This is a genomic window from Streptomyces sp. NPDC058284 (assembly GCF_042881135.1).
Classification (GTDB): Bacteria; Actinomycetota; Actinomycetes; order Streptomycetales; family Streptomycetaceae; genus Streptomyces.
Map to the genome: position 1 here is coordinate 337772 of NZ_JBHVYE010000003.1, position 21911 is coordinate 359682.

The 21911-nt window shown below is 69.1% G+C and carries 16 protein-coding genes; 7 read left to right on the forward strand and 9 right to left on the reverse strand.

All coding sequences use genetic code 11. The features are described from left to right. Positions 1-39 precede the first annotated feature (39 nt). Both ACFVYR_RS07525 and ACFVYR_RS07530 read left to right on the forward strand, forming a co-directional pair. Positions 40-1221, forward strand: coding sequence for a glycosyltransferase (locus ACFVYR_RS07525; protein WP_384248820.1), 1182 nt, complete (start codon positions 40-42; stop codon positions 1219-1221). Then, positions 1218-2234 carry a GDP-mannose 4,6-dehydratase gene (locus ACFVYR_RS07530; RefSeq protein WP_384248817.1) on the forward strand — a complete coding sequence of 339 codons (1017 nt, stop codon included), beginning with the start codon at positions 1218-1220 and terminating at the stop codon, positions 2232-2234. Before ACFVYR_RS07525 ends, ACFVYR_RS07530 begins: the two co-directional genes overlap by 4 nt. On the opposite strand, the gene ACFVYR_RS07535 is transcribed toward ACFVYR_RS07530, so the two are convergent. After that, positions 2225-2884, reverse strand: a complete 660-nt coding sequence (locus tag ACFVYR_RS07535) for a TetR/AcrR family transcriptional regulator (RefSeq protein ID WP_384248814.1) — start codon at positions 2882-2884, stop codon at positions 2225-2227. The genes ACFVYR_RS07530 and ACFVYR_RS07535 overlap by 10 nt on opposite strands. Before the next feature lie 325 nt (positions 2885-3209). Here ACFVYR_RS07535 and ACFVYR_RS07540 point away from each other — a divergent pair, with 325 nt between their 5' ends. The 4 genes from ACFVYR_RS07540 (at position 3210) to ACFVYR_RS07555 (ending at position 7680) form a co-directional block, all read left to right on the forward strand. Beyond that, positions 3210-4196: a tetratricopeptide repeat protein gene (locus ACFVYR_RS07540; RefSeq protein WP_384248812.1), complete on the forward strand. Its 987-nt coding sequence runs from the start codon at positions 3210-3212 to the stop codon at positions 4194-4196. A gap of 689 nt (positions 4197-4885) precedes the next feature. Further along, the gene (locus ACFVYR_RS07545; RefSeq protein WP_384248810.1) at positions 4886-5503 is read left to right on the forward strand and encodes a DUF6230 family protein; all 618 of its coding nucleotides are present in this window, start codon (positions 4886-4888) and stop codon (positions 5501-5503) included. A gap of 160 nt (positions 5504-5663) precedes the next feature. After that, positions 5664-6227, forward strand: coding sequence for a DUF6114 domain-containing protein (locus ACFVYR_RS07550; protein WP_384248807.1), 564 nt, complete (start codon positions 5664-5666; stop codon positions 6225-6227). Further along, positions 6217-7680, forward strand: coding sequence for a hypothetical protein (locus ACFVYR_RS07555; protein WP_384248805.1), 1464 nt, complete (start codon positions 6217-6219; stop codon positions 7678-7680). The genes ACFVYR_RS07550 and ACFVYR_RS07555 overlap by 11 nt, the downstream gene beginning before the upstream one ends. 117 nt (positions 7681-7797) lie before the next feature. Here the strand turns inward: ACFVYR_RS07555 and pyk are convergent, their stop codons facing one another. The 3 genes from pyk to pta all read right to left on the reverse strand — a co-directional run bounded on the left by pyk (position 7798) and on the right by pta (position 12646). Next, positions 7798-9228, reverse strand: coding sequence for a pyruvate kinase (pyk, locus tag ACFVYR_RS07560; RefSeq protein ID WP_384248803.1), 1431 nt, complete (start codon positions 9226-9228; stop codon positions 7798-7800). A gap of 73 nt (positions 9229-9301) precedes the next feature. Beyond that, a complete protein-coding gene (locus ACFVYR_RS07565) occupies positions 9302-10540 on the reverse strand; it encodes an acetate kinase (RefSeq protein ID WP_384248800.1) in 1239 nt (412 codons plus the stop codon). A 24-nt stretch (positions 10541-10564) separates the two neighbouring features. After that, positions 10565-12646 (reverse strand): phosphate acetyltransferase, encoded by a 2082-nt coding sequence (pta, locus tag ACFVYR_RS07570; RefSeq protein ID WP_384248798.1) that lies wholly within the window; start codon positions 12644-12646, stop codon positions 10565-10567. 335 nt (positions 12647-12981) lie between these two features. Here pta and ACFVYR_RS07575 point away from each other — a divergent pair, with 335 nt between their 5' ends. Continuing rightward, positions 12982-14007, forward strand: coding sequence for a 6-phosphofructokinase (locus tag ACFVYR_RS07575; protein ID WP_384248796.1), 1026 nt, complete (start codon positions 12982-12984; stop codon positions 14005-14007). Between the two features lie 98 nt (positions 14008-14105). On the opposite strand, the gene ACFVYR_RS07580 is transcribed toward ACFVYR_RS07575, so the two are convergent. The 5 genes from ACFVYR_RS07580 to ACFVYR_RS07600 form a co-directional block, all read right to left on the reverse strand. After that, entirely contained in the window at positions 14106-14732 is a 627-nt protein-coding gene (locus tag ACFVYR_RS07580) for a helix-turn-helix domain-containing protein (protein ID WP_384249534.1), read from the reverse strand. A 175-nt stretch (positions 14733-14907) separates the two neighbouring features. Then, the gene (locus ACFVYR_RS07585) at positions 14908-15327 is read right to left on the reverse strand and encodes a DUF5959 family protein (RefSeq protein WP_384248794.1); all 420 of its coding nucleotides are present in this window, start codon (positions 15325-15327) and stop codon (positions 14908-14910) included. A gap of 40 nt (positions 15328-15367) precedes the next feature. Beyond that, the gene (locus ACFVYR_RS07590; RefSeq protein WP_384248791.1) at positions 15368-19942 is read right to left on the reverse strand and encodes an RHS repeat-associated core domain-containing protein; all 4575 of its coding nucleotides are present in this window, start codon (positions 19940-19942) and stop codon (positions 15368-15370) included. Between the two features lie 179 nt (positions 19943-20121). Continuing rightward, positions 20122-21153, reverse strand: coding sequence for a hypothetical protein (locus ACFVYR_RS07595; RefSeq protein WP_384248789.1), 1032 nt, complete (start codon positions 21151-21153; stop codon positions 20122-20124). Further along, positions 21141-21797: a hypothetical protein gene (locus ACFVYR_RS07600; RefSeq protein WP_384248787.1), complete on the reverse strand. Its 657-nt coding sequence runs from the start codon at positions 21795-21797 to the stop codon at positions 21141-21143. Before ACFVYR_RS07600 ends, ACFVYR_RS07595 begins: the two co-directional genes overlap by 13 nt. Positions 21798-21911: the final 114 nt, after the last annotated feature.

Sequence of the window (21911 nt, forward strand, 5' to 3'; positions counted from 1 at the left end):
TTAAAACCCTCTTAGACCCCCGCGTGAAGCTCCATTGCCATGCGAACCACTCACTCCGGCCGCGCCGCCGCCCCGGGCCGTGCCGGTCTCTCCGTCGTGATCGGCGCGGGCGGCACCGGTGGACACATCTATCCCGGTCTCGCCCTCGCCGACGCGCTGCGCCGGGCCGTGCCGGGCGCGGTCATCTCCTTCGTCGGCACCGAACGGGGCCTGGAGACCCGGCTGATACCGGACGCCGGGTACCGCCTGCACACCGTCGACATGATCCCCTTCGATCCGTCGCTCGGCGCCCGCCGCTACCTGCTCCCCGCGGCGCTGGTGAAGTCCGGCGCCCAGTGCAGGACCATCCTGCGGGAGCAGGGCGCGCAGGTCGCCGTCGGCATGGGCGGCTACCCGAGCGCCCCCGTCATCGTCGGCGCCCGCATGGCGGGCCTGCCGAGCCTCATCCACGAGTCCAACGCGGTGCCGGGCCGCGCCAACCGGTTCGCCGCCCGGCTCACCCCGAACATCGCGGTCGCCTTCGACCGCAGCCGCGCCCACCTGCCGGGCGGCGAGCGCGCGCACACCACCGGGATGCCGATCGCCGCGCCGCTCGCCGCGCTCGACCGGGCCGCGCTGCGCGGCGAGGCACGGCGCCACCTCGGCGTACCTGCCGGGGCCCGGCTCGTCCTCTTCAACGGCGGCAGCCTGGGGGCGGCCAGGCTGACCGGGGCGGCGGTCGGCCTCGCGGCGCGCTGGCGGCACCGCGCGGACGTACACCTCCTCATCAAGACGGGGCCCGCGGCCCTGGACGAGACCCGCGCCCGGCTCGTCTCCGAGGGCGGCGACGCCGTCGCCCGCGCCGTCCCCTACCTCGACCGCATGGACCTCTCCTACGCCGCCGCCGACCTCGTCGTCTGCCGCGCGGGATCCGCGACGGTCGCCGAACTGGCCGCCACCGGCGTCCCCGCCGTCCTCGTGCCCTACCCGCACGCCCCCGGCGACCACCAGACCCACAACGCCCGCGTCCTCTCCGACGCCGGCGCGGGCCTGCTGCTGCCCGACGCCGAGACCACGGCCGACCGCCTCGCCGGCCTGCTCGGGCCGCTGCTCGCCGACCCGGTGCGGCTCGCCGCGATGAGCGGCGCCGCGGACCCCGGGCCGCACGCCCGCGCCGCCGACCTGCTCGCCGAGCGGGTCCTCCGACTCGCCCACGTCACCCCTCACCTGGAGTACGCATGACCACGTCTTCCCCCGACCTCACCGGCTTCTCCTGGCAGGACCGCACGGTCCTGGTCACCGGCGCCGAGGGCTTCATCGGCTCGACACTCGTCGACCTGCTGCTCGACGCGGGCGCGAAGGTCCGCGCCTTCGTCCACTACAAGCCGTACGCGGAGAAGGGGCACCTCGCGCACCTCATCGGCGACCCGCGGGTCGAGATGATCGCGGGGGACGTACGGGACGCCGGGCGCGTGATGGACGCGGTCGACGGCTGCGACACGGTCTTCCACCTGGCCGCGCTGATCGGCATCCCGTACTCGTACGACTCTCCCGGCGCGTACGTCCAGACGAACGTCGTCGGCACGGAGAACGTCGCGGAGGCCTGCCGAAGGCACTCCGTGCGGCGGCTCGTCCACACCTCCACGAGCGAGGTGTACGGGACCGCGCTGACGGCGCCGATCAGCGAGTCCCACCCGCTTCAGCCGCAGTCGCCCTACTCCGCCTCGAAGATCGGCGCCGACATGATGGCGCTCTCCCACTGGCACGCCTTCGAGCTGCCGGTGACGGTGGTGCGGCCCTTCAACACGTACGGTCCGCGCCAGTCGGCCCGCGCCGTCATCCCCACGATCCTCGCCCAACTGCACGCGGGCGCGCGGGAGATCAAGCTGGGGTCGCTGACGCCCACGCGGGACTTCACGTACGTGACGGACACGGCGCGCGGCTTCATGGCGCTGGCGGTCGCCGACCGGGCGCTCGGCCACGCGGTCAACCTCGGTGTGGGCCGGGAGATCTCCATCGGTGACCTCGCGGAGGCGCTGATCGCGGCGTCGGGGCGGGAGGCGTCCGTGGTCGTCGACCCGGCGCGGCTCCGCCCTTCGGGGAGCGAGGTGGAGCGGCTCCTTTCGGACAACTCCCGGGCGCGGGAGTGGGCGGGGTGGATTCCTGAGGTCTCCCTCGCGGAGGGGCTCAAGCACACGTCGGCCTGGGTCGCCGAGAACCTGCGTCTGTTCGCGCCCGAGCGGTATCAGGTCTGAGTTTCAGCCGCGGGCCGTGGGGACTGTGCGGCTGCCGCCGCCAAGCCTCCCAGCAGCAGCAAGGTGAACCGCTGGGCCCACTCCTCGTCGACCGGCTCCGCGCTGACCAGCGCGCGGTGGACCACCGCCCCGGCGATCACGTCGAAGATGAGGTCGGCGGTGCGGCCCGCCGCGACCGCGTCGGGCTCCGGCGGGAGTTCGCCCCGCTCCTGCGCCCGCTTGCGCCCCGCGAGGACGAGCCGCTTCTGGCGGTCGACGATGGACGCCCGGATGCGGTCCCGCAGCGGCTCGTCCGTCGTCGACTCCGCCACCACCGCCATCAGCGCCGTCTTCGTCTCGGGGCGCCCGAGCAGCACGGCGAACTGCAGGACGACGCCCTCGATGTCGGCCGCGAGGCTGCCCCGGTCAGGCAGTTCCAGTTCGTCGAAGAGCTCGGCCACCGCGTCCACGACCAGCTCGCTCTTGCCCGCCCAGCGCCGGTAGAGGGTCGTCTTGGCGACGCCTGCGCGCGTCGCGACGGCGCCGAGCGTCAGCTTGGACCAGCCGAGCTCGACGAGGACCTGCCGGGTCGCCTCCAGGATCGCGGCGTCGGCGGTCGCGCTGCGGGGGCGGCCTCCGGTGCGGTTCGGAGGAGTGGTGCGGCTCTGCATGCCCGCGACCATACCGGCCAGTACGGAGCGGGCCGGGGTGCGGAGTGAGCGAGATCACCGGAGGGGGCGTACCGCGTCCCGGACGGGACAGTTACGCTACGACCCGTAGCGAAAGCTGATGAGCGCGGTGGACGGCACCACCCGACGCCCATGAGCGAGAGCCACGAGAGACAACCACGCAGCACGACCACGGCCCGGGGTGGGGACCCCGCGCCAACCGACGGTCCTCCTCGGGACCTTGGACCGTGCCCCCCTGTGACCCCGCAATCCGGCGGGGGGTCACGGACGGGCGCGGTTCCCGCACGGGTTGGGGGAGGATGTACTCATGCAGCCACGGAACATGTCCATGAGCGGAGTCGTCGACCTCGCCGCGGTGAAGGCGGCCCAGGAGGCCAAGGCGAAGGCGGAGCAGGCGCGCGCCGAAGCGGCCAGGCAGGGCGGGGGCGCGGCGGGCGCCGCGATCTCCCCGGCCTCCCTCGTCATCGATGTCGACGAGGCCGGCTTCGAGCGCGAGGTCCTGCAGCGCTCCACCGAGGTCCCGGTCGTCATCGACTTCTGGGCCGAGTGGTGCGAGCCGTGCAAGCAGCTGAGCCCCGTCCTGGAGCGGCTCGCGCAGGAGTACAACGGCCGTTTCCTCCTCGCCAAGATCGATGTCGAAGCGAACCAGATGCTGATGCAGCAGTTCGGGGTCCAGGGGATCCCGGCTGTCTTCGCGGTGGTGGCCGGACAGGCCCTGCCCCTCTTCCAGGGCGCCGCCCCCGAGGCGCAGATCCGCCAGACCCTGGACCAGCTCATCCAGGTCGGCGAGGAGCGCTTCGGCCTGACCGGCCTCGCGGTCGACGCCGACGCGGGGGAGGGGCAGCAGGTGTCCGCCCCGGCCGAGGCGCCGCCCGGCCCTTACGACGCCCTGCTCGAAGCGGCCGTACGGGCCCTTGACGCGGGCGATCTGGCCGGTGCCGTACAGGCGTACAAGAACGTACTCAGTGACGATCCGGCCAATACGGAGGCGAAGCTCGGCCTCGCCCAGGCCGAACTGCTCCAGCGCGTGCAGGGACTTGACGCGCAGGCGGTCCGCAAGGACGCCGCCGACCGGCCCGCGGACGTGCGGGCGCAGATCGCCGCCGCCGACCTGGATCTGGTGGGCGGTCATGTCGAGGACGCCTTCGGGCGGCTCATCGACACGGTGCAGCGCTCGGCGGGTGACGACCGGGACGCCGCGCGCGTGCGGCTGCTGGAACTCTTCGAGGTGGTGGGCGCGGACGACCCGCGGGTGACGGCGGCGCGCACGGCGCTCGCACGGGTGCTCTTCTGACGTTCTCCTGACCGTACGCCGGCCTTCCGCCCGGCGTACGCCGGGCGTTTACCGGCCCTTCGGCTGACCAGTCCCTAAACGCAGGGGCCTGTGATGCCGGAGTGAAAAGTCTGTCCCCAGGACGCAACAGCGGCCGCACTTTGCCAAAACTTGGTAAAAGCGGCCGCTGTTACTGGGAGTAAGGGAACCGCTTCCTTCTGGGCGCATTCGCCCGACCCTGCCCCGTTCTGCTCCGACCCGCCCGGCCACCGTCTGTGGCCGACCGATACCGCGCGGTCGCGCTTCGGTTATCCGGCCGTTACTAGCCAGTAACGAACCCCCTTGTGCGGGGGCCGAGAATGCACCACGATCGGCGACGCTCGGTCCGATGACCCGCCAACCCGACAGCCAATCGGGAGCGGGCTTTCTGGGTCCCCACCGAGTAGGCCGGTGACGCCGTCGCCGGTCTGGACAGGGGGGTCTCTGCCGGTCCCGGCAGGGCCTGTCCGCGAGGTTGTGCGTGATGCGTCAGGCGCGACCAGTGGTTGTCGCTCGGGGGTGATCGCCGGTGCTGAGTGGTGCGGTTGCGCGCCTCCGATGCGGGCGCTCTCCTTCCCGAGGACGTAGCACTTCTCCCATCCCTGCCCGGCTGAGCCGCCCGAACGGGAGCAGTCAGGGCCGGAGATGTACGTCCGAGAAGGAGGAAAGTCATGGAATCCGTGGCTCGTGGCGGAACCAGATGGAAGCGGTTCGCCGTGGTCATGGTGCCGAGCGTCGCGGCTACTGCCGCGATAGGCGTCGCCCTGTCCCAGGGCGCGCTCGCGGCATCGTTCAGTGTGTCAGGGCAGCAGTTCAAGGTGACTGCCAAGGAGCTCAACGGTACGGGATTCGTCCAGTACGGAGCCCTGGACAGCGGTAAGTCGGGTCACCACCCGGTCGCCGTCGTCGGTCTCGAAGAGGCCACGATCACCAACCTCTGCCAGTCCGTGGTCGTGCCGGTCCCAGTCTTCGGCGATGTGTCGATGACCCTCAAGGCCGGTGGCGGGGGTGGCCCCAAGGTCAAGGCCAAGAAGCTCTACATCGACGCCGACGACCTGAAGGCCAATGCGACCTTCCACAAGGTCGACATCGGTGTCTCGGTCGACCAGACCACCAAGGGCCCCGGCCCGGCGAAGGGCGACAAGTACGCCCCGGACTCGTTCGCGCAGCAGGCGGAATCGGTGAAGTTCACCGATGTGAAGCAGCGTGCGTGGGCGACCACCGCCGGCACCTTCAAGCTCTCTGGCCTCGGTATGTCGGTCAAGAAGGGCAAGCACGAGTGCTACTAGGGCAGTTGATGCCCTAGCGGGTCGCATCGGGCGGCCCGGCGCGCACTCCGTGCGATGAGAACGGCCGGGCGCGGGGGCGCGACGGCACATACGGAGCCGTCCCCGTGCCCGACACCGCACGACACACAGAACCAACGCCATTCCCGAGGAGCTGTACGACATGAGCGCCGAAGCGCAAGTGGGACTGGGCGACAGGCTCGGCCGGATGCGCCGATCGTTCCGAGGGTGGCGCGGTCAGCGCCCGTTCTGGGGTGGTCTGCTGACACTTCTCGGCGGCATCCCGATCATGTACTTCCCGTACGCGAACCTCACGCTCGGCACGATGACGATCCGGATGGCGACCACCGCCGGTGCCGGCTCACTGATCATCGGCGTGCTGTTGGTCGTGCTCGGCCTGACCATGTGGTTCCAGCCGCACTCCCGGGTCTTCGCGGGTGTCGCGGCGATTCTGCTCGCCCTGGTCTCCCTGGTGGTCTCCAACTTCGGCGGCTTCGTCATCGGCTTCCTGCTCGCCCTGATCGGCGGTGCCCTCGGCGTCTCCTGGGCCGCCGCGAAGCCCGCCGGTGAGCCTGCCGAGGGACGTACGGCCAAGGACCCCGGCGGCTCCGACGGGGTCCCCGGGCCCACCGCCGCGGCCGGCGCGGGTGGGGTGAGCGGCGTACAGGACGATCTGTCAGGAACGAGCCCGACGAACGGGACGAACGGGAGGCACCGTGCCGGCTGACGAGGTGCACCACGAGGGCTTCGCGGGGGAGCCCCGTGCGAGAACCGGGCCGCGCCACGCGGCACCCAGGAAGCCGCTGCTCACCCGGTTGCAGGTGCCCGCGGGCAAGGCGATCGCCATCGCCGCCATGCCCACCGCCGTGCTCATGGGCATGGGGCTGACCCCGACGCTCGCGCAGGCCAAGCCGGGTGTCCCCGACAACCCCTTCCAGGACGGCCCGTGTGTCACGGCGCCGGACAAGGACGCCGAGCACGACGCGGAGAAGGACGCCGCGGACAAGGCGAAGGAAAAGGCGGCCGAGAAGGCCGCCAAGGACGCCAAGGACGCGGAGAAGGCCAAGGGATCGTCCGACAAGGACGAGACCAAGGAGGCCGCCGGGGACGGGCCCAAGGGCGGGACCGAGAAGGGCGACGCCAAGGAGCGGACTCCCTCTGCCCCGCCCTCCTCGGGCGCGAAGGCGGACCCGGACGACAAGGCCGGTACCACCGCCCCGTCCACCGGCGAGAGGGACGGCAAGGAGTCCGAGAAGTCCGGGACGTCCGCCGAGCCCACCGAGACCAGGAACCCCTGGGACCCGCTGGGTGTCGGCGATGCCCTCAAGGATGTCTTCACGCCCGACAAGGACAAGGACAAGGCCGAGGACGAGGCCGACGCCGGGGACAAGTCCGGGGCCGAGGACGAGGACAAGTCCGGGGGCGAGGGCGCGAAGACGTCCGGTAGCCCGCAGCCGGACCCCTCCACCTCGAAGGAGAGCGGGTCCTCCAAGTCCTCCGGCTCGTCCGAGGACGCCGAGGACCCGGTCAAGGACGCGAAGGACAAGCTCACCGAGCCGGTCGAAGACACCGTCGACAAGCTCAAGGACAAGACCGGTAAGGCGGCCGACAAGGCGGCCGGGGACGCGGCGAAGGACAAGGCCGAAGGCAAGACCGGTGACGAGGCCGATGACCCGCCGGCACCGGACGTGAACGGCAAGAAGCCGTTCCCGTGCGTCGTCGAGAAGAAGGTCGACGGAAAGGCCGAGCAGCCGCCCGCGCCGATCCCGAACCAGCCGTGGAACCTGGAAGCCAGCTCGCTCACGCTCAAGGGCGCCGACTACCAGGGCGTCGTGAACCTGACGATGCCGAACGGCCGGAGCAAGCAGGCCCTGAAGTACGTCGTGCAGAACACCGACATCGGTGACCTGCACCAGATCGTCGAGGGCCCGGCCGGCAAGAAGTACCACGTCGAGGCGGCCAAGGGCTCCACGTCCACGATCCGGGGCGGGGAGACGACGATGTACACGGAGTCGATCTCGGGCAAGCTGTTCGGTCTGATCCCGATCACCTTCGACCCCGAGCACCCGCCGCCGCTGAACATCCCGCTGATCTACTTCACGGATGTGAAGGTGCAGCAGGCGGGCCAGTTCGGCGGGAACCTCACCATCCCCGGACTGCATCAGTCGATCACGGACTGAGCCGCACGCACGCGCGCTCGCACGCACGCGCGCACGACAGACGCCGAGGGCGCCCCCTTCAGGAAGGGGGCGCCCTCAGTGCGTACGCCGGACGGGAACGGAACCCGGCCGCGACCGTCAGTCGCGGCAGCCGTTGCCCAGGTGGTGTACCCGCACCATGTTGGTGGTGCCGGGGACGCCGGGGGGCGAGCCCGCCGTGATGACGACCGTGTCGCCGTCGTTGAAGCGGTTCAGCTTGATCAGCTCGGCGTCGACGAGCTCGACCATCGCGTCGGTGTTGTCGACGTGCGGCACGACGTAGGTGTCCACGCCCCAGCTCAGCGTGAGCTGGTTGCGGGTCGCCTCGTCCGTGGTGAAGGCGAGGATCGGCTGGGCCGCGCGGTAGCGGGAGAGCCTGCGGGCCGTGTCGCCGGACTGGGTGAAGGCGACCAGCGCCTTGCCGCCGAGGAAGTCCGCGATCTCGGCGGCGGCACGGGCCACCGAACCGCCCTGCGTACGCGGCTTCTTGCCGGGCACGAGCGGCTGCAGGCCCTTGGAGAGCAGCTCCTCCTCGGCCGCGGTGACGATCTTCGACATCGTCTTGACGGTCTCGATCGGGTACGCGCCGACGCTGGACTCGGCCGACAGCATGACCGCGTCCGCACCGTCCAGGATCGCGTTGGCGACGTCGGACGCCTCGGCGCGCGTGGGGCGCGAGTTGGTGATCATCGACTCCATCATCTGGGTCGCGACGATCACCGGCTTGGCGTTGCGGCGGCACATCTCCACGAGGCGCTTCTGCACCATCGGGACCTTCTCGAGCGGGTACTCGACGGCCAGGTCGCCACGGGCCACCATCACGGCGTCGAACGCCGCGACGACGCCCTCCATGTTGGCGACGGCCTGCGGCTTCTCCACCTTGGCGATGACGGGGACCCGGCGGCCCTCCTCGTCCATCACCTTGTGGACGTCCTTGACGTCGCTCGCGTCGCGCACGAAGGAGAGGGCGACCATGTCGCAGCCCATCTTCAGGGCGAAGCGCAGGTCGTCGACGTCCTTCTCGGAGAGCGCGGGCACGTTCACGGCCGCGCCGGGCAGGTTGATGCCCTTGTGGTCGGAGATGACACCGCCCTCGACGACGATCGTCTTGACGCGCGGCCCGTCCACCTCGACGACGCGCAGTTCGACGTTGCCGTCGTTGATCAGGACCTGGTCACCCTTGGAGACGTCGCCCGGCAGGCCCTTGTAGGTCGTGCCGCAGATCGACTTGTCGCCGGGGACGTCCTCGGTGGTGATGGTGAACTCGTCACCGCGCACCAGCTCGACGGGGCCCTCGGCGAAGGTCTCCAGACGGATCTTCGGACCCTGCAGGTCGGCGAGGACGCCGATGGCACGGCCGGTCTTCGCGGCAGCCGCACGGACGCGGTCGTACCGCCCCTGGTGCTCGGCGTGCGTGCCGTGGCTGAAGTTGAATCGGGCCACGTTCATGCCGGCCTCGATCAGCGAGACGAGCTGCTCTTCGGAGTCGACGGCGGGGCCCAGCGTACAGACGATTTTGGAACGGCGCATGGGGCGATCCTATCGGTTTGTTTCGCTACGGAATATTCCGTCTGGCGGAATCTACAAATGGGCGGAAGTCCGCTCAGGCGTTGCGTTCTTCATCTCCGGCGTCGCGGTCATCGACCAACGCATACGTCTGAGCGGCGATCTCCAATTCTTCGTCGGTCGGTACCACGGCGACGGCGACGCGCGCGTACTCCGGCGAAATGAGCCGGGCTTCGTCGGAACGTACGGAATTGAGCGCCCCGTCGACCGCGAGGCCCAGCTCCTCGAGGCCCGCCACCGCCGCCTCGCGCACCGGCGCCGCGTTCTCGCCGACGCCCGCCGTGAAAACGACGGCGTCGACCCGGCCTAGTACCGCGTAATAGGCGCCGATGTACTTCTTCAGGCGATGGATGTAAATGTCGAAGGCGAGCGCCGCCTCCTCATCGCCCTCGTCGATCCGGCGCCGTATTTCCCGCATGTCGTTGTCGCCGCAGAGGCCGATCAGACCGCTCTTCTTGTTGAGCAGCTCATCGATGTCGTCGATCGACATTCCACCGACCCGGGCCAGATGGAAGATGACCGCCGGGTCCATATCACCGGAACGGGTACCCATCACGAGCCCCTCCAGTGGCGTGAGCCCCATCGAGGTGTCGACGCACTTCCCGCCCCGCACCGCGCTCGCCGAGGCGCCGTTGCCCAGGTGCAGCACGATGACGTTGACGTCCTCGGGGGCCTTGCCGAGCAGCTTCGCCGTGCGCCGCGAGACGTACGCGTGGGACGTGCCGTGGAAGCCGTAGCGCCGCACGCGGTGCTCGTCGGCGGTCTTCACGTCGATCGCGTAGCGCGCCGCGGACTCCGGCATCGTCGTGTGGAAGGCGGTGTCGAAGACGGCGACCTGCGGCAGGTCCGGGCGCATCGCCTGGGCGGTGCGGATGCCGGTGATGTTGGCCGGGTTGTGCAGCGGGGCCACCGGCACCAGGCGCTCGATCTCCGCGAGCACCTCGTCCGTGATGACCGTCGGCGCGGTGAACTTCAGGCCGCCGTGCACCACCCGGTGGCCGATCGCGGCCAGCTCGGGGGAGTCGAGGCCGAGCCCGTCGGCGGACAGCTCGCGGGCGACGGCCTTCAGCGCCGCCTCGTGGTCGGCGATCGGCTCCTCGCGCTCACGGCTCTCGGCGCCGCCGCCGGCCAGCGGGGTGTGCTTGAGCCGTGAGGTCTCCTCGCCGATCCGCTCGACCAGGCCGACGGCGAGGCGTGAGCTGTCGCGCATGTCGAGCAGCTGGTACTTCACCGACGACGAGCCGGAGTTGAGGACGAGTACGCGCGTGGCGGTCACTGGATGAGGCGCTTTCTGTGGGGGTTACGGGGTGGGCGTCTGGGCCTGGGCCTGGATGGCCGTGATGGCGACGGTGTTGACGATGTCCTGGACGAGCGCGCCCCGGGACAGATCGTTGACCGGCTTGCGCAGGCCCTGCAGGACCGGCCCGACGGCGATCGCGCCGGCCGAGCGCTGCACGGCCTTGTAGGTGTTGTTGCCGGTGTTCAGGTCCGGGAAGATCAGCACGCTGGCCTGGCCCGCGACCTCGGAACCGGGCAGCTTGGTGGCCGCGACGGAGGGCTCCACGGCGGCGTCGTACTGGATCGGCCCCTCGATCTTGAGGTCGTCGCGGTGTTCCCGTACCAGCTCGGTCGCCTCGCGCACCTTGTCGACGTCGGCGCCCGAACCGGACGTGCCCGTCGAGTACGAGAGCATCGCGATCCGCGGCTCGACCCCGAACTGCCGGGCGGTGGCGGCCGCCTGGACGGCGATGTCCGCGAGCTGCTCGGCGTTCGGGTCGGGGTTGACCGCGCAGTCGCCGTACACGAGCACCTTGTCGGCGAGGCACATGAAGAAGACGGAGCTGACGATCGAGGCGTCCGGCTTCGTCTTGATGATCTCGAAGGCGGGCCGGATGGTCGCGGCCGTCGAGTGCACGGAGCCCGACACCATGCCGTCGGCGAGTCCCTCCTGGACCATCAGCGTGCCGAAGTAGTTCACGTCGGCCACCACGTCGTACGCGAGCTCGACGGTGACGCCCTTGTGGGCGCGCAGCTCCGCGTACTTGGCGGCGAAACGATCCCGCAGTTCGGAGGTCTGCGGGTCGATGAGCTCGGAGTCGGCGAGGTCGACGCTGAGGTCGGCGGCCTTCTTGCGGATCTGCTCGACCGGGCCGAGCAGTGTCAGGTCGCAGACGTCGCGGCGCAGGAGTACGTCGGCGGCGCGCAGCACCCGCTCCTCGGTGCCCTCGGGCAGCACGACGCGGCGCCGGTCGGCGCGGGCCCGCTCCAGGAGCTTGTGCTCGAACATCATCGGCGTGACACGGTCGCTGCTCGGCGCCGAGACGCGCCTGCTGAGGTCCGCGGTGTCGACGTACCGCTCGAAGAGGCCGAGGGCGGTCTCCGCCTTGCGGGGCGTGGCCGCGTTCAGCTTCCCTTCGAGGGCGAAGAGCTCGGCCGCCGTGGGGAAGGACCCGCCGGAGACCGCGATCACCGGCGTGCCGGGCGCGAGGCGGTCGGCGAGGGTGAGGATCTCCGGGCCCGGCTGCTCGTTCAGGGTCAGCAGGACGCCCGCTATGGGCGGCGTACCGGCGCTGTGTGCGGCGAGCGAGCCCACCACGAGGTCGGCGCGGTCGCCGGGGGTGACCACGAGACAGCCCGGCGTCAGGGCGTTCAGGAAGTTCGGCAGCATGGCGCCGCCGAAGACGAAGTCCAGGGCGTCGCGCGCGAGCCCCGAGTCGTCGCCGAGCAGCACCCGGCCGCCGAGGGCGTGCGTGATCTGCGCGACGGTGGGCGCGGAGAGCGCGGCCTCGTCCGGCAGCACGTGGCACGGCACGGGCAGGCCGGCCTTCAGCCGCTCGTGGATCTCGTCGCGGTCGGCCGGGGCGACCCGGTTGGTGATCATCGCGAGGACGTCGCAGCCGAGCGACTCGTACGCGCGGTACGCGTTGCGCGTCTCGGCGCGCACCGACTCGGCGGTCTGGTTCTTGCCGCCGACCACGGGGAGCACGGAGGCGCCGAACTCGTTGGCGAGGCGGGCGTTGAGCGAGAGCTCGTCGGGCAGCTGGGTGGCGGCGAAGTCCGTGCCGAGCACGAGAACGACTTCATAGTCCCTCGCGACTCGGTGGAACCGGTCGACGAGCCGCGAGACCAGTTCGTCGGTGCCCTGCTCGGCCTGGAGCGCCGACGCCTCGTGGTAGTCCATGCCGTACACGGTCGAGGCGTCCTGCGAGAGGCGGTAGCGGGCCCGCAGCAGGTCGAAGAGGCGGTCCGGGCCGTCGTGGACGAGCGGCCTGAAGACGCCGACCCGGTCGACCTGGCGGGTGAGGAGCTCCATGACTCCCAGTTCGACGACCTGGCGACCGTCGCCCCGGTCGATCCCGGTCACGTACACGCTGCGCGTCACGCGTGGTCTCCCCTTCTTTGCATTCCTGGCCTTCTTCGCATTGCTGGCTGTCGGCGCTGTCCGTCCGCAGCCCCGGCGTGGGCGCCGGGCGAGCTGGACAAAGTACCCGATATCGCGGCTGTGTCCTCTTGACAATACCTCTGCGGCTGGCTAAGCCGCCCCCGGACGAAAGGCCCCGCGAGGCCGGTACGAAGGTCCCGTCAAGGTCCCTGCCCAGTCCCTGCCCCCGCATCGCACAGACATCCGTCGCACATCCGTGAGCGGCAGCCCCCTGGTGGCCGTGGAACAATCGGACCGGCTCACAAGTACCAGCAGCGAGCAGGAGACACAGCGCGATGCGTATCGGAATTCTCACCGCGGGCGGCGACTGCCCCGGCCTCAACGCAGTGATCCGGTCGGTCGTGCACCGTGCCGTGACGCACTACGGCGACGAGGTCATCGGCTTCGAGGACGGCTACGCGGGCCTGCTCGACGGGCGCTACCGCGCGCTCGACCTCAACGCCGTCAGCGGCATCCTGGCCCGCGGCGGAACGATCCTCGGCTCCTCCCGCCTCGAACGCGCCCGCTTCCGCGCGGCCTGCGACAACGCCAAGGAGCTGATCGAGCGCAGCGGCTTCGACGCGCTCATCCCGATCGGCGGCGAGGGCACGCTGACGGCGGCCCGCATGCTGTCGGACGCGGGCGTACCGGTGGTCGGCGTCCCCAAGACCATCGACAACGACATCTCCTCCACGGACCGCACCTTCGGCTTCGACACGGCCGTCGGCGTTGCCACGGAGGCGATGGACCGCCTCAAGACCACCGCCGAGTCGCACCAGCGCGTGATGGTGGTCGAGGTCATGGGCCGCCACGCCGGGTGGATCGCCCTGGAGTCGGGCATGGCGGGCGGCGCGCACGGCATCTGCCTGCCGGAACGCCCCTTCGACCCCGCCGACCTGGCCGCCCTCGTCGAGGAGCGCTTCTCGCGCGGCAAGAAGTTCGCGGTGATCTGCGTCGCCGAGGGCGCGCACCCGCAGGACGGCACGATGAACTACGGCAAGGGCGCGATCGACCAGTTCGGCCACGAGCGCTTCCAGGGCATCGGCACGGCCCTCGCGTACGAGTTGGAGGCCCGCCTCGGCAAGGAGGCCAAGCCGGTCATCCTCGGTCACGTCCAGCGCGGCGGCACCCCCACCGCGTACGACCGCGTGCTCGCGACCCGCTTCGGCTGGCACGCGGTGGAGGCGGTGCACCGCGGCGAGTACGGCAGGATGACGGCGCTGCGCGGCACGGACATCATGATGGTGCCGCTCGCGGAGGCGGTGACGGCGCTGAAGACGGTCCCGAAGGACCGGATGGACGAGGCGGAGTCGGTCTTCTAGCGGACTCGGACGTCTGGCGGACTCGGCCTTCTTATGGAATCAGTCGTCCAGCGGACTTGGTCGTCCAGTGGACTTGGTCGTCTAGTGCTATCGGTCCTCTAGTGGCCGGGGCGGACGACCGACCAGAAATGTTCGAGGATCCGTTCGAGGAAGTCCCGCCCGGCCTCCCCGGACGCGTCGGAACCGGCCCCGCCGCCCCAGCTCAGCGTGCGCGTCATCCGTGACTGGTAGTCGTCGTGCATCTGCCGCAGCACGTCCTCGACCTGCCGCTTCTCCAGGGGCAGCAGCTTGCTGACGGGCCGCACGTACCCCTGCCACCGGGTGGTGACGGCGCTGCGCAGCAGCTCGGCGAGGGCGTCGGCGCGCCCGGTGACGGTGACGAAGTCGGGCGGGGCCAGCTCGAGGACCCGGGCGAGGGCGGCGGACTGTCGTTCGTTGCCGCGCCAGGTGCCGGTCTCCTCCATGCGCAGATACGCCTGGATCTCGACGCCGGCTTCCCGCGCGACATCCTCCGGCGCGAGCCCGCGCGCGACCCGGTGCTCGCGCAGGGTCCGAGCGGCGCCCATGAGCTCCCCCGGCGAGCACCACAGGGTCGCCGCCAGCGCGGCGAGCTCGGCGGAACTGGGCGAGGCGAGCCCGCGCTCCCAGGCGGCGACGGTGTCGGCGGTGACGTACGTGAGTCCGTAACTGGCCCGCAGCCCGTAGGCGACGTGCCCGTGGGCCATCCCCAGCGCCTCCCGCAGGCGCCGGGCGGCGGGGAAGTTGAAAGGCGGCGTGGGCCGGTGCGGCGGCTGACTGGCTTGGCTCGATTGCACGGGCACACCGTAGGCGCCGGTGGGGGTGGTGACTACGGTGTGTTTCTACGAGGTTGCGGATTGGTGGGAAGGTACGGGGCGCCGATTACTCCAGTGGCCACGAGCCGAGTACCTGGCGGAGGCGTGTCCGGTGGTGGGAGACCCATTCGTCCGGTAGGTCGACGGGCACGCGGACGGTCACCATGGAGATCGTGGTGTCCTTGATCAGCACCTCGGGGCAGTCGTGCTCGCCTGCCAGCTGCAGAGAGAGCGTGGGCCCGCTCTCCGCCGTCATCCACCCGGCATCCTCCCCGGCTTCGAGCCGGTCCAGGACTTGGCTCCACTGACTGAGCCTCGCGGACCAAAGGGCGAGGTCGAGACGGCCGCGGACAAAGGGCGTTTCGACGGAGATCTCCGCTGTGAGCATGTCCGACTGCCCCGGATATCTCCCCAGAACCGTGACGCGCACGCTGTTGCCCTCCTCGTCGGCGAGCAGGATGAGGTCGGCGGGGTTGTTGTCGGTCATGGCCCTCCTTGGCCGATGGTTCTGTGGAAACTATGCGGAACTACATATTGGGAATTCTGTCCCTGAAGGACCAGCCGAAATCGTCCACGGCTTCGATGAGGACGTGACTCGGAATGTCTCCTCCGTTGGCGTACTCCGGTGTCACGCTCATGATGACTTTGTTCCCGCTTGCTCTCACATGGTCGGCGATTTGTCCTTCGGCCTTGCTGATGACGTCGTTGTTCTGCACCTTGTCCTGGGTGACGATGTTCCTCATGTCTCTGCCGTCACCGCCGAACTGCTTGCCAATCAGGTGTCCGCGCGAGTGGTTGGAATTGGCGACGAACCCCGGTGGCGCGTACCGGCGCCCACGTCCGGGCTCGCTGCCGATGAGGTTGTTGGCTGCGTCGTCCAGGGTCTGCGGCGTCACTTCCGCGTAGGCAGGGCCTCTTTGACCGTTGGCTGCGATCTCGCTGTAGTACGGCGAGAGGCCCAGCGGATCGATCCCGGTATGCGGGTTGTGGACATAGGTGGCCGGGTTGGGCGCCGGGGCGAGCCCGAGAGGGTCCTGCGTGAGGTAGCGGCCCGTCTCGGGATCGTAATGCCGGAAGTAATTGTAGTGCAGCCCGGTTTCTGGATCGAAGTACTGCCCCGGGAAGCGGATCGGGGTATAGGCAGTTGCGTCGGAATTCCAAGCGGTGGAGCCCCACAGGGTGGCGCGCGTGCGCCATGCCATGTCGCCGTGCTCGTCGACCAGCTCGGTAGGGGTGCCGACGAGATCGGTGACGATGCAGAAGAAGCGCGAGTCGATCTCGTCCTGCGGTTGTTTCGTGGCAGTGATGCGTTCAGTTTGCGTGATCGGGTGGAATCCGTCGTGGTCCCAGGTGAGCGTCACATCATGAGAAAGCGACCGTGCTCGTGTCGTCTGCTCGCAGAGCGTCACACCGTCCCAGGTGAAAAGGACCTCCTCATCGACGGTTTGACCATCGGCAGCCAGGCGCTCTTTCGCGATGCGGCGGCCGAGGGGGTCGTACCGATAGCGCCAGACCGTTCCGTCCGGTGTCGTGACAGAGGACAGTCGGTCTTCCGGATCCCATATGTAGCGCCAGGTGTCCGGCTTGCGTGACATCCGTGCTTTCTGGCGCAGCACTGTTCGGCCCAGAGCGTCGTGCTCATAGCGCGTACGGCCTGCACGAACGATGTGAGTGCCCGAGTAGACGCGGGTCCCGTCGGCGTCGTCGCCGGGGTGGCCGTCAGGCCAGGAAGCCAAGGTTTGATTGCCCACCTCGTCATAGGCGTATTGCTCGTTCCAGTTGTCGGCGCACACGGCGGTGACCCGGCCTGCCGTATCGAGGTCGAACCTGCGGCTACCGCGCAGTTGGTCATCGACACCAAGGAGATTGCCGGCCTCGCCATAGGAGAAGGCGCGATGTTGCACGCGGCGGCCGGCTGCCTCCAGCGACTGGGCGCTCAGGCGGCCTACCTCGTCGAAGACATGCGTCAGCGTGACGTCGTCGCCGAAGCGCCGGACAGCTTCCCGCCCGGACCAGTCGTGCTCGAATCGGAGCGTCCGACCCGACGCGTTGAGCTCTGTCCGGTTGCCCGCAGCGTCATAGGTCCACCTGGTCACTGCTCCGGAGGGAGTGGTGCGTCGGACGAGGCGCCCCAGAACATCGTGCTGATACAGCATATGGCGGCCGTTGACAGTCTCACGTGTGAGCGATCCGGTGCTGTCACGGTGCAGGGAGAGCGTGGCATCCGGCCCGGTAGCACCGGTCAGCCGCTGGTTGAGGTCGTACGTGAAATGCGTGACGCCACTGCCCGTCGTCTTGCGGGTGAGGTTGCCGACCGCGTCATGCTCGTAACGCGTGGTGTGTCCAAGGGCGTCGGTCCGCGAGGCGAGGCGGCCCACGGCATCGTGGGCGTACGTCACATTGCGGCCGTCGAAGTCCGTCTCGGAGACGAGGCGGCCTGCCGCGTCATGTCGGTAGGTCCAGGCCAGCCCTTGGGGATTGGTGACCTGGACAAGCCGCAGCCCCGGGTCGTGGCTGAATTCGTACCGCACACCGTCCGGGCCGATTCGAGCGGACTGGAGGTCGAAGTGGGTGTACTCGAAGCGGGTCACGGCGCCCGTGGGTGTCGTGTGGCTTGTGCAGTTGCCCTCACCGTCGTACGTCCACCTTTCGGTGGCTCCGTCGGGCGTGATGCGCGAGAGGAGTCGGCCCTCGACCGTCCAGGCCAGGCGTGTGGTGTTCCCCAGAGGATCGGTGTAAGCGACGATACGGCCGAAAGTGTCACGTTCCCAGGAGGTGACTGCACCGAGCGGATCAGTCATGGAAACGGGGAGTCCCGCCGCGTTGCAGCGCACCGACCGGGCATTCCCCAGAGCGTCCGTCACCCTGGTGACATGGCCGGCGGCGTCGTAAGTGAATCGAGTGGTGGCTCCCGCGGGGTTGGTCATGGAGATGCAGTTGCCGCGGTTGTCGTACTCCCGGTGCCAACTGCCGCCGTCCGGCCCGCTGAGAATTACAGGTGCGCCTTCGGCGTTATAGACGAAGCGGAGGACGGCGCCGTCAGGCCGCCGGATCTCCGTGGGATGGCCGTTCCCGTCATGGGCGAAGTGCGTCGTGTGCCCCGCCTGGTCCGTTATTGCGACGATGTGATGGTGCGCGTCGTATGCGGTGCGAGTGATGCCGCCCAACGCGTCGATCTCCGCCACGACTTGGCTTCTGTCATTGATGACGAAGCGTGACACCGCGCCTTCGGCAGTGGTCAGTGTGGTGACGCGGCAGTCGGGCCAGGCAGGGTCCGTACCGTCGTATTCCAGGGCGATGGTGATGTGACCGGCTTCCCCTCCTTCAGCGACGCACCGGTGATGCCGGTCGTATGTGTAGTCGTAACGGCGGGCGTTCGTGTCCGTCCACGACGTGACTCGCAGGTGCTCGTCATAGGTGAACCGAAGCGGCTGGCCGGAGGAGTTGATCACCTCGGTCAGGTTGCCGTCCGTGTACCGGAACGACTTGATGGGGACGTCCGAGCCGTCCTCGGCCCCGCCTGCGAGGCTCAAGGCCGTCACGCGTTCCTCGTTCACGGTGAGGACGAGGCGATAACCGCCGGAGTGACGAATGGCGTGAGGAGCGCCGTCGGGAGCGTATTCGACCTCGATGGTGTTGCCGTTGCGGTCTGCGATGCGTTGCAGCAGGGCCAGCCCGCCAACGGGGGCACCGAAGTGGCGGATGTGTCCGGTCGCGGGATCGCCGATCTCGTAGCCACCATCGACGAGGCATGTCAGTGGCCAGCGGGGGCCGGAATCCGGCAGGACGGGTTCGCTCGGCGCTTCAGGGAAGGGGTAAGGGAGAAGCAGGCCGTCCTCGGTGACGAAGAGGATGCCTTGTTCGTCGATTTCAAGACGCTGGTCGATAGTGGATGCCCACGTGGGGCCGAACCACCATCCTGAACGATATTGCGAGGCCAGCCGTCGCGTGAAGTGCAGCGGCAGATCGCCCGGCAGAGTGATGTCGGTCTGTGGCAGGAACATCTCTCCAGTGGCCATGTCCACCGGATCGCTGCCCTTGGACCGCACGACGCTCTTGACCCGGTTGTAGGCACCCTTCGCCCCGTCCTTGAGCGCGGTGCGGGCCGACTTGAATCCCTTGAGCCCGCCCTTGAGTCCCTTCAACCCCTTGCCGAGTTTCGCGGCGGTGGTAAGGCCCTTCATGCCCGGTACGCAGTCCAGTGCCGCGAAAGCGACATCCATCAGGCCTGCTTGGCCTTTTGCGTACTTACTGAGGGTATCGGCCAGTACGATGGCGCCGGCGACGATGACGATGGCAGCCAGGATTGGCCCGCCGATGATCATCGCGATGACGCCGACGACGGCGACGACGACCTTGCAGACGGCGACGATGGTGTCCCAGTTGTCGGAGACCCAGTCGCCGATCTCCTCCCACCAGTGCCGGTTCCGGATCCCCGCGTCGGACGCCTCGTCGATCTTCTTCTTCGCCGTCCCCGCGGCCTCCGCACGCATCTTGCGGGCGTCCTCGGCCATCTTCTTCGCCGCGTCCAGTGCGCTCTGCGCGGCGGAGACATCCGACTTCGCGGACTTCTGCGCCTTCTCCGCGGAGGTCGCGTTGCGGGTGGCGGCGCGCACCTTCTCCTCGTCCGGCTTGGGCACGTCCTTGCCCTTGGGGCCGCCCTCGTCCTTGTACTTGTCGGCTTCCTTGCCCGCCTTCTCCACCCAGGAGTCGGCCGAGGAGAGCCGGGACTTGGCCGAGGTGAGGTCGGCCTGCGCCTCACGGCCCTTCGCCAAAGCCTTGTCGGCCAGGGACTGGGCGCGCTCCAGCTCCGGCCAGTACGCGGCCAGCGCGTCACCCGCCATCGAGTAGCTCTTCTGGAGCTTCTTCAGCTTGCTCGGTGCGTCCTCGAACTTCTCCGTGAACGCGTCCGCGGTCTTGCCCACCCACTTCAGGATGGCCTCGTCGCCCGCCATCCCCTTGATGTCCCGCAACACCCGCCCGACATCATCGGAGAAATCGTGCAGGTTCTTCGCCAGCGAACGCACCCGGTGCGGATCACCCGGCGTCGGATCCTTCTCCAGATCCAGTACGTGCCAGTCCGACGGCCGATGGCCCCCCATGCGACTTCCTCCACCCCACCTGCACCGCCAGTAGACGTACGCATGAGCGAAGCTATCGAATGATGTTTCGTGGGTGAAGGGGATCGCATACGCCTCTGGTGCCTCCTTCAACGCAGGCCCGTACTGCCCCGAAGAGCGAGCGGGCCTCGGAAGCCGACGAGTCCGACCGCGACGGTGACCTAGCGGTTGATCGACTGGATTTCCTGGACCACCACGTCCTGGTCCGCGCCGAACTCCCCGTCGGGGAGGCGTCGTTCACCGTTCACGCCGGTTCCTGTCCAGTGGATCTTCCAGGTGACCGTCGCCTTCAAGGGGAACGAGCCGTTGCCCGAGGAGCGCAAGTACTTCACTCCGCAGGGTGGGGTCTCCTTGGCCTTGCCCTTGGCATAGGGCGCTCCGATCTTGCCGTCGACGATCTCGCAGACACCGGATCCGGGGTACGTCTCGGCGTCCGGGGTGCCTGGGTCGATCTTCAGGGAGACCGGTTCGGCGGTCGTCGTCGCCTTGATGTTCAGGACCTTGACCCTGGCCGTGACCGAGACCGGCTTGAACTCCGCGCCGTCCAGCCACGCCCACGTCGGCAGGTTGACCTTCGTCTCGCCCTTGGGGGCCAGGGACACCTTCGTGCCGGGGACGCGGATCCTGGCGTACGCCAGCTTCGCCAGGAGCTCCGCGTCGATGGTGGGGATACCGGCCGGCGGCGGCTCGTTCTCGTCGACCCAGAAGGTCTCCTTGTTGCACTTGTCCCAGCCCGGCGGGTACGACTTGTTGGGGAACGACGTCCACCAGTAGCCCTTGCCGGCCTTGTCGAGGTTGAAGTTCTTGTACGGCTCGCCATCGACGTAGCGCTTGCGCTGCTCCAGGTCCCACTGGGCGCCCGTGGAGTCCACCGCCCAGACCGCCTCGCGCTCCTTCTTGAACTGCGCGGGGGTGTAGGCGGGCCCGTACCAGCAGGGCGGCGGGCTGTAGTCGCCCGTCGGGGCGATGGCGCCGGTCCTGGGGCCCGAGCCGTTCTTGGATTCGTCGTAGCTGATGCCGCCCGCGGTGGCCGTCAGCGAGCCGTCGCCGCCGTCCTCGGTCGGGCCCTGGGCGTCGCCGTTGGTGGTCCCCCCGTGGCCGGTCCGCGCGGACACGGGCGCGGAGAGGAGCAGGGTCGCGGCCATCGCCAGGACCCCGGCGGCTATGAACGGTTTCCTTCTCATGGCTGGCATGTGGCGTTCCCCCGGTCTGATGTGGTCGTCTCGGTGATCCAGACGCCCTTGTCGTTCCTGTGCAGTCGGCTGCTGTAGAGCACGAAGTCGTCCTTCGACGGCGCCGACGCCTTCGCGGTCTTCCCCGTCTTCAGACTCTTGTTGTGCGCCTTGCTCTGGTCCTCGCAGTAGACGATCCCTGCGGTCTTGTCGCCCGTGACGTCCACCCGAGCGTGGAAGTAGCGCTTGGTGCCGGTGATCCGGTCCTTGTAGTCGACGTACTCCTGGACGAACTTCTGGCTGCCGGCCGCCGCTTCACCCTCGGAGTAGAACCGGTAGGCCTTGTGCAGGGGCTTCTGCTCGGCGATCGCCAGGTCGACCGCCTTCAGGTACTGCTCGGTGTCGGCCAGTACCGCGTCCTTGCTCTTGTCGCCCGTTTTCGACCACTCGAACTCGTACGTCAGGTCCGACGGCAGCTCGATCTTCGGCCGGTCGGCCGCGGACTTCGCGGGCCCACTCGGCGACGGCGACTTCTCGCCACCCTGCTCCGCCCCGGCGATCTTGTCGTCGTCCTTGGACGTGTCGTCGTCGCTGCCGCAGGACGTCAGAAGCAGGGCTGCGGACGCGATGAGCGCGGCTGTCGCGAGGCGAAAGGGGCGGTTCACTGTCGGCTCCTGGCGGGTGGGGAGAGGGCGCGAGATCAGCACGCTAGCCCGAGCCGGTGGCCGATACCAGGTGGTTGGCGGGTGACGAATGGGGTGTGCGGGACGTATGCCTGC

Excerpts from the sequence above, each read along its gene's own strand:
- ACFVYR_RS07525 (WP_384248820.1), top strand. The coding sequence starts at position 40 with ATGCGAACCACTCACTCCGGCCGCGCCGCCGCCCCGGGCCGTGCCGGT.
- ACFVYR_RS07530 (WP_384248817.1), top strand. The coding sequence starts at position 1,218 with ATGACCACGTCTTCCCCCGACCTCACCGGCTTCTCCTGGCAGGACCGC.
- ACFVYR_RS07535 (WP_384248814.1), bottom strand. The coding sequence starts at position 2,884 with ATGCAGAGCCGCACCACTCCTCCGAACCGCACCGGAGGCCGCCCCCGC.
- ACFVYR_RS07540 (WP_384248812.1), top strand. The coding sequence starts at position 3,210 with ATGCAGCCACGGAACATGTCCATGAGCGGAGTCGTCGACCTCGCCGCG.
- ACFVYR_RS07545 (WP_384248810.1), top strand. The coding sequence starts at position 4,886 with ATGGAATCCGTGGCTCGTGGCGGAACCAGATGGAAGCGGTTCGCCGTG.
- ACFVYR_RS07550 (WP_384248807.1), top strand. The coding sequence starts at position 5,664 with ATGAGCGCCGAAGCGCAAGTGGGACTGGGCGACAGGCTCGGCCGGATG.
- pyk (WP_384248803.1), bottom strand. The coding sequence starts at position 9,228 with ATGCGCCGTTCCAAAATCGTCTGTACGCTGGGCCCCGCCGTCGACTCC.
- ACFVYR_RS07575 (WP_384248796.1), top strand. The coding sequence starts at position 12,982 with ATGCGTATCGGAATTCTCACCGCGGGCGGCGACTGCCCCGGCCTCAAC.
- ACFVYR_RS07580 (WP_384249534.1), bottom strand. The coding sequence starts at position 14,732 with ATGGCCCACGGGCACGTCGCCTACGGGCTGCGGGCCAGTTACGGACTC.
- ACFVYR_RS07585 (WP_384248794.1), bottom strand. The coding sequence starts at position 15,327 with ATGACCGACAACAACCCCGCCGACCTCATCCTGCTCGCCGACGAGGAG.
- ACFVYR_RS07590 (WP_384248791.1), bottom strand. The coding sequence starts at position 19,942 with ATGGGGGGCCATCGGCCGTCGGACTGGCACGTACTGGATCTGGAGAAG.
- ACFVYR_RS07595 (WP_384248789.1), bottom strand. The coding sequence starts at position 21,153 with ATGCCAGCCATGAGAAGGAAACCGTTCATAGCCGCCGGGGTCCTGGCG.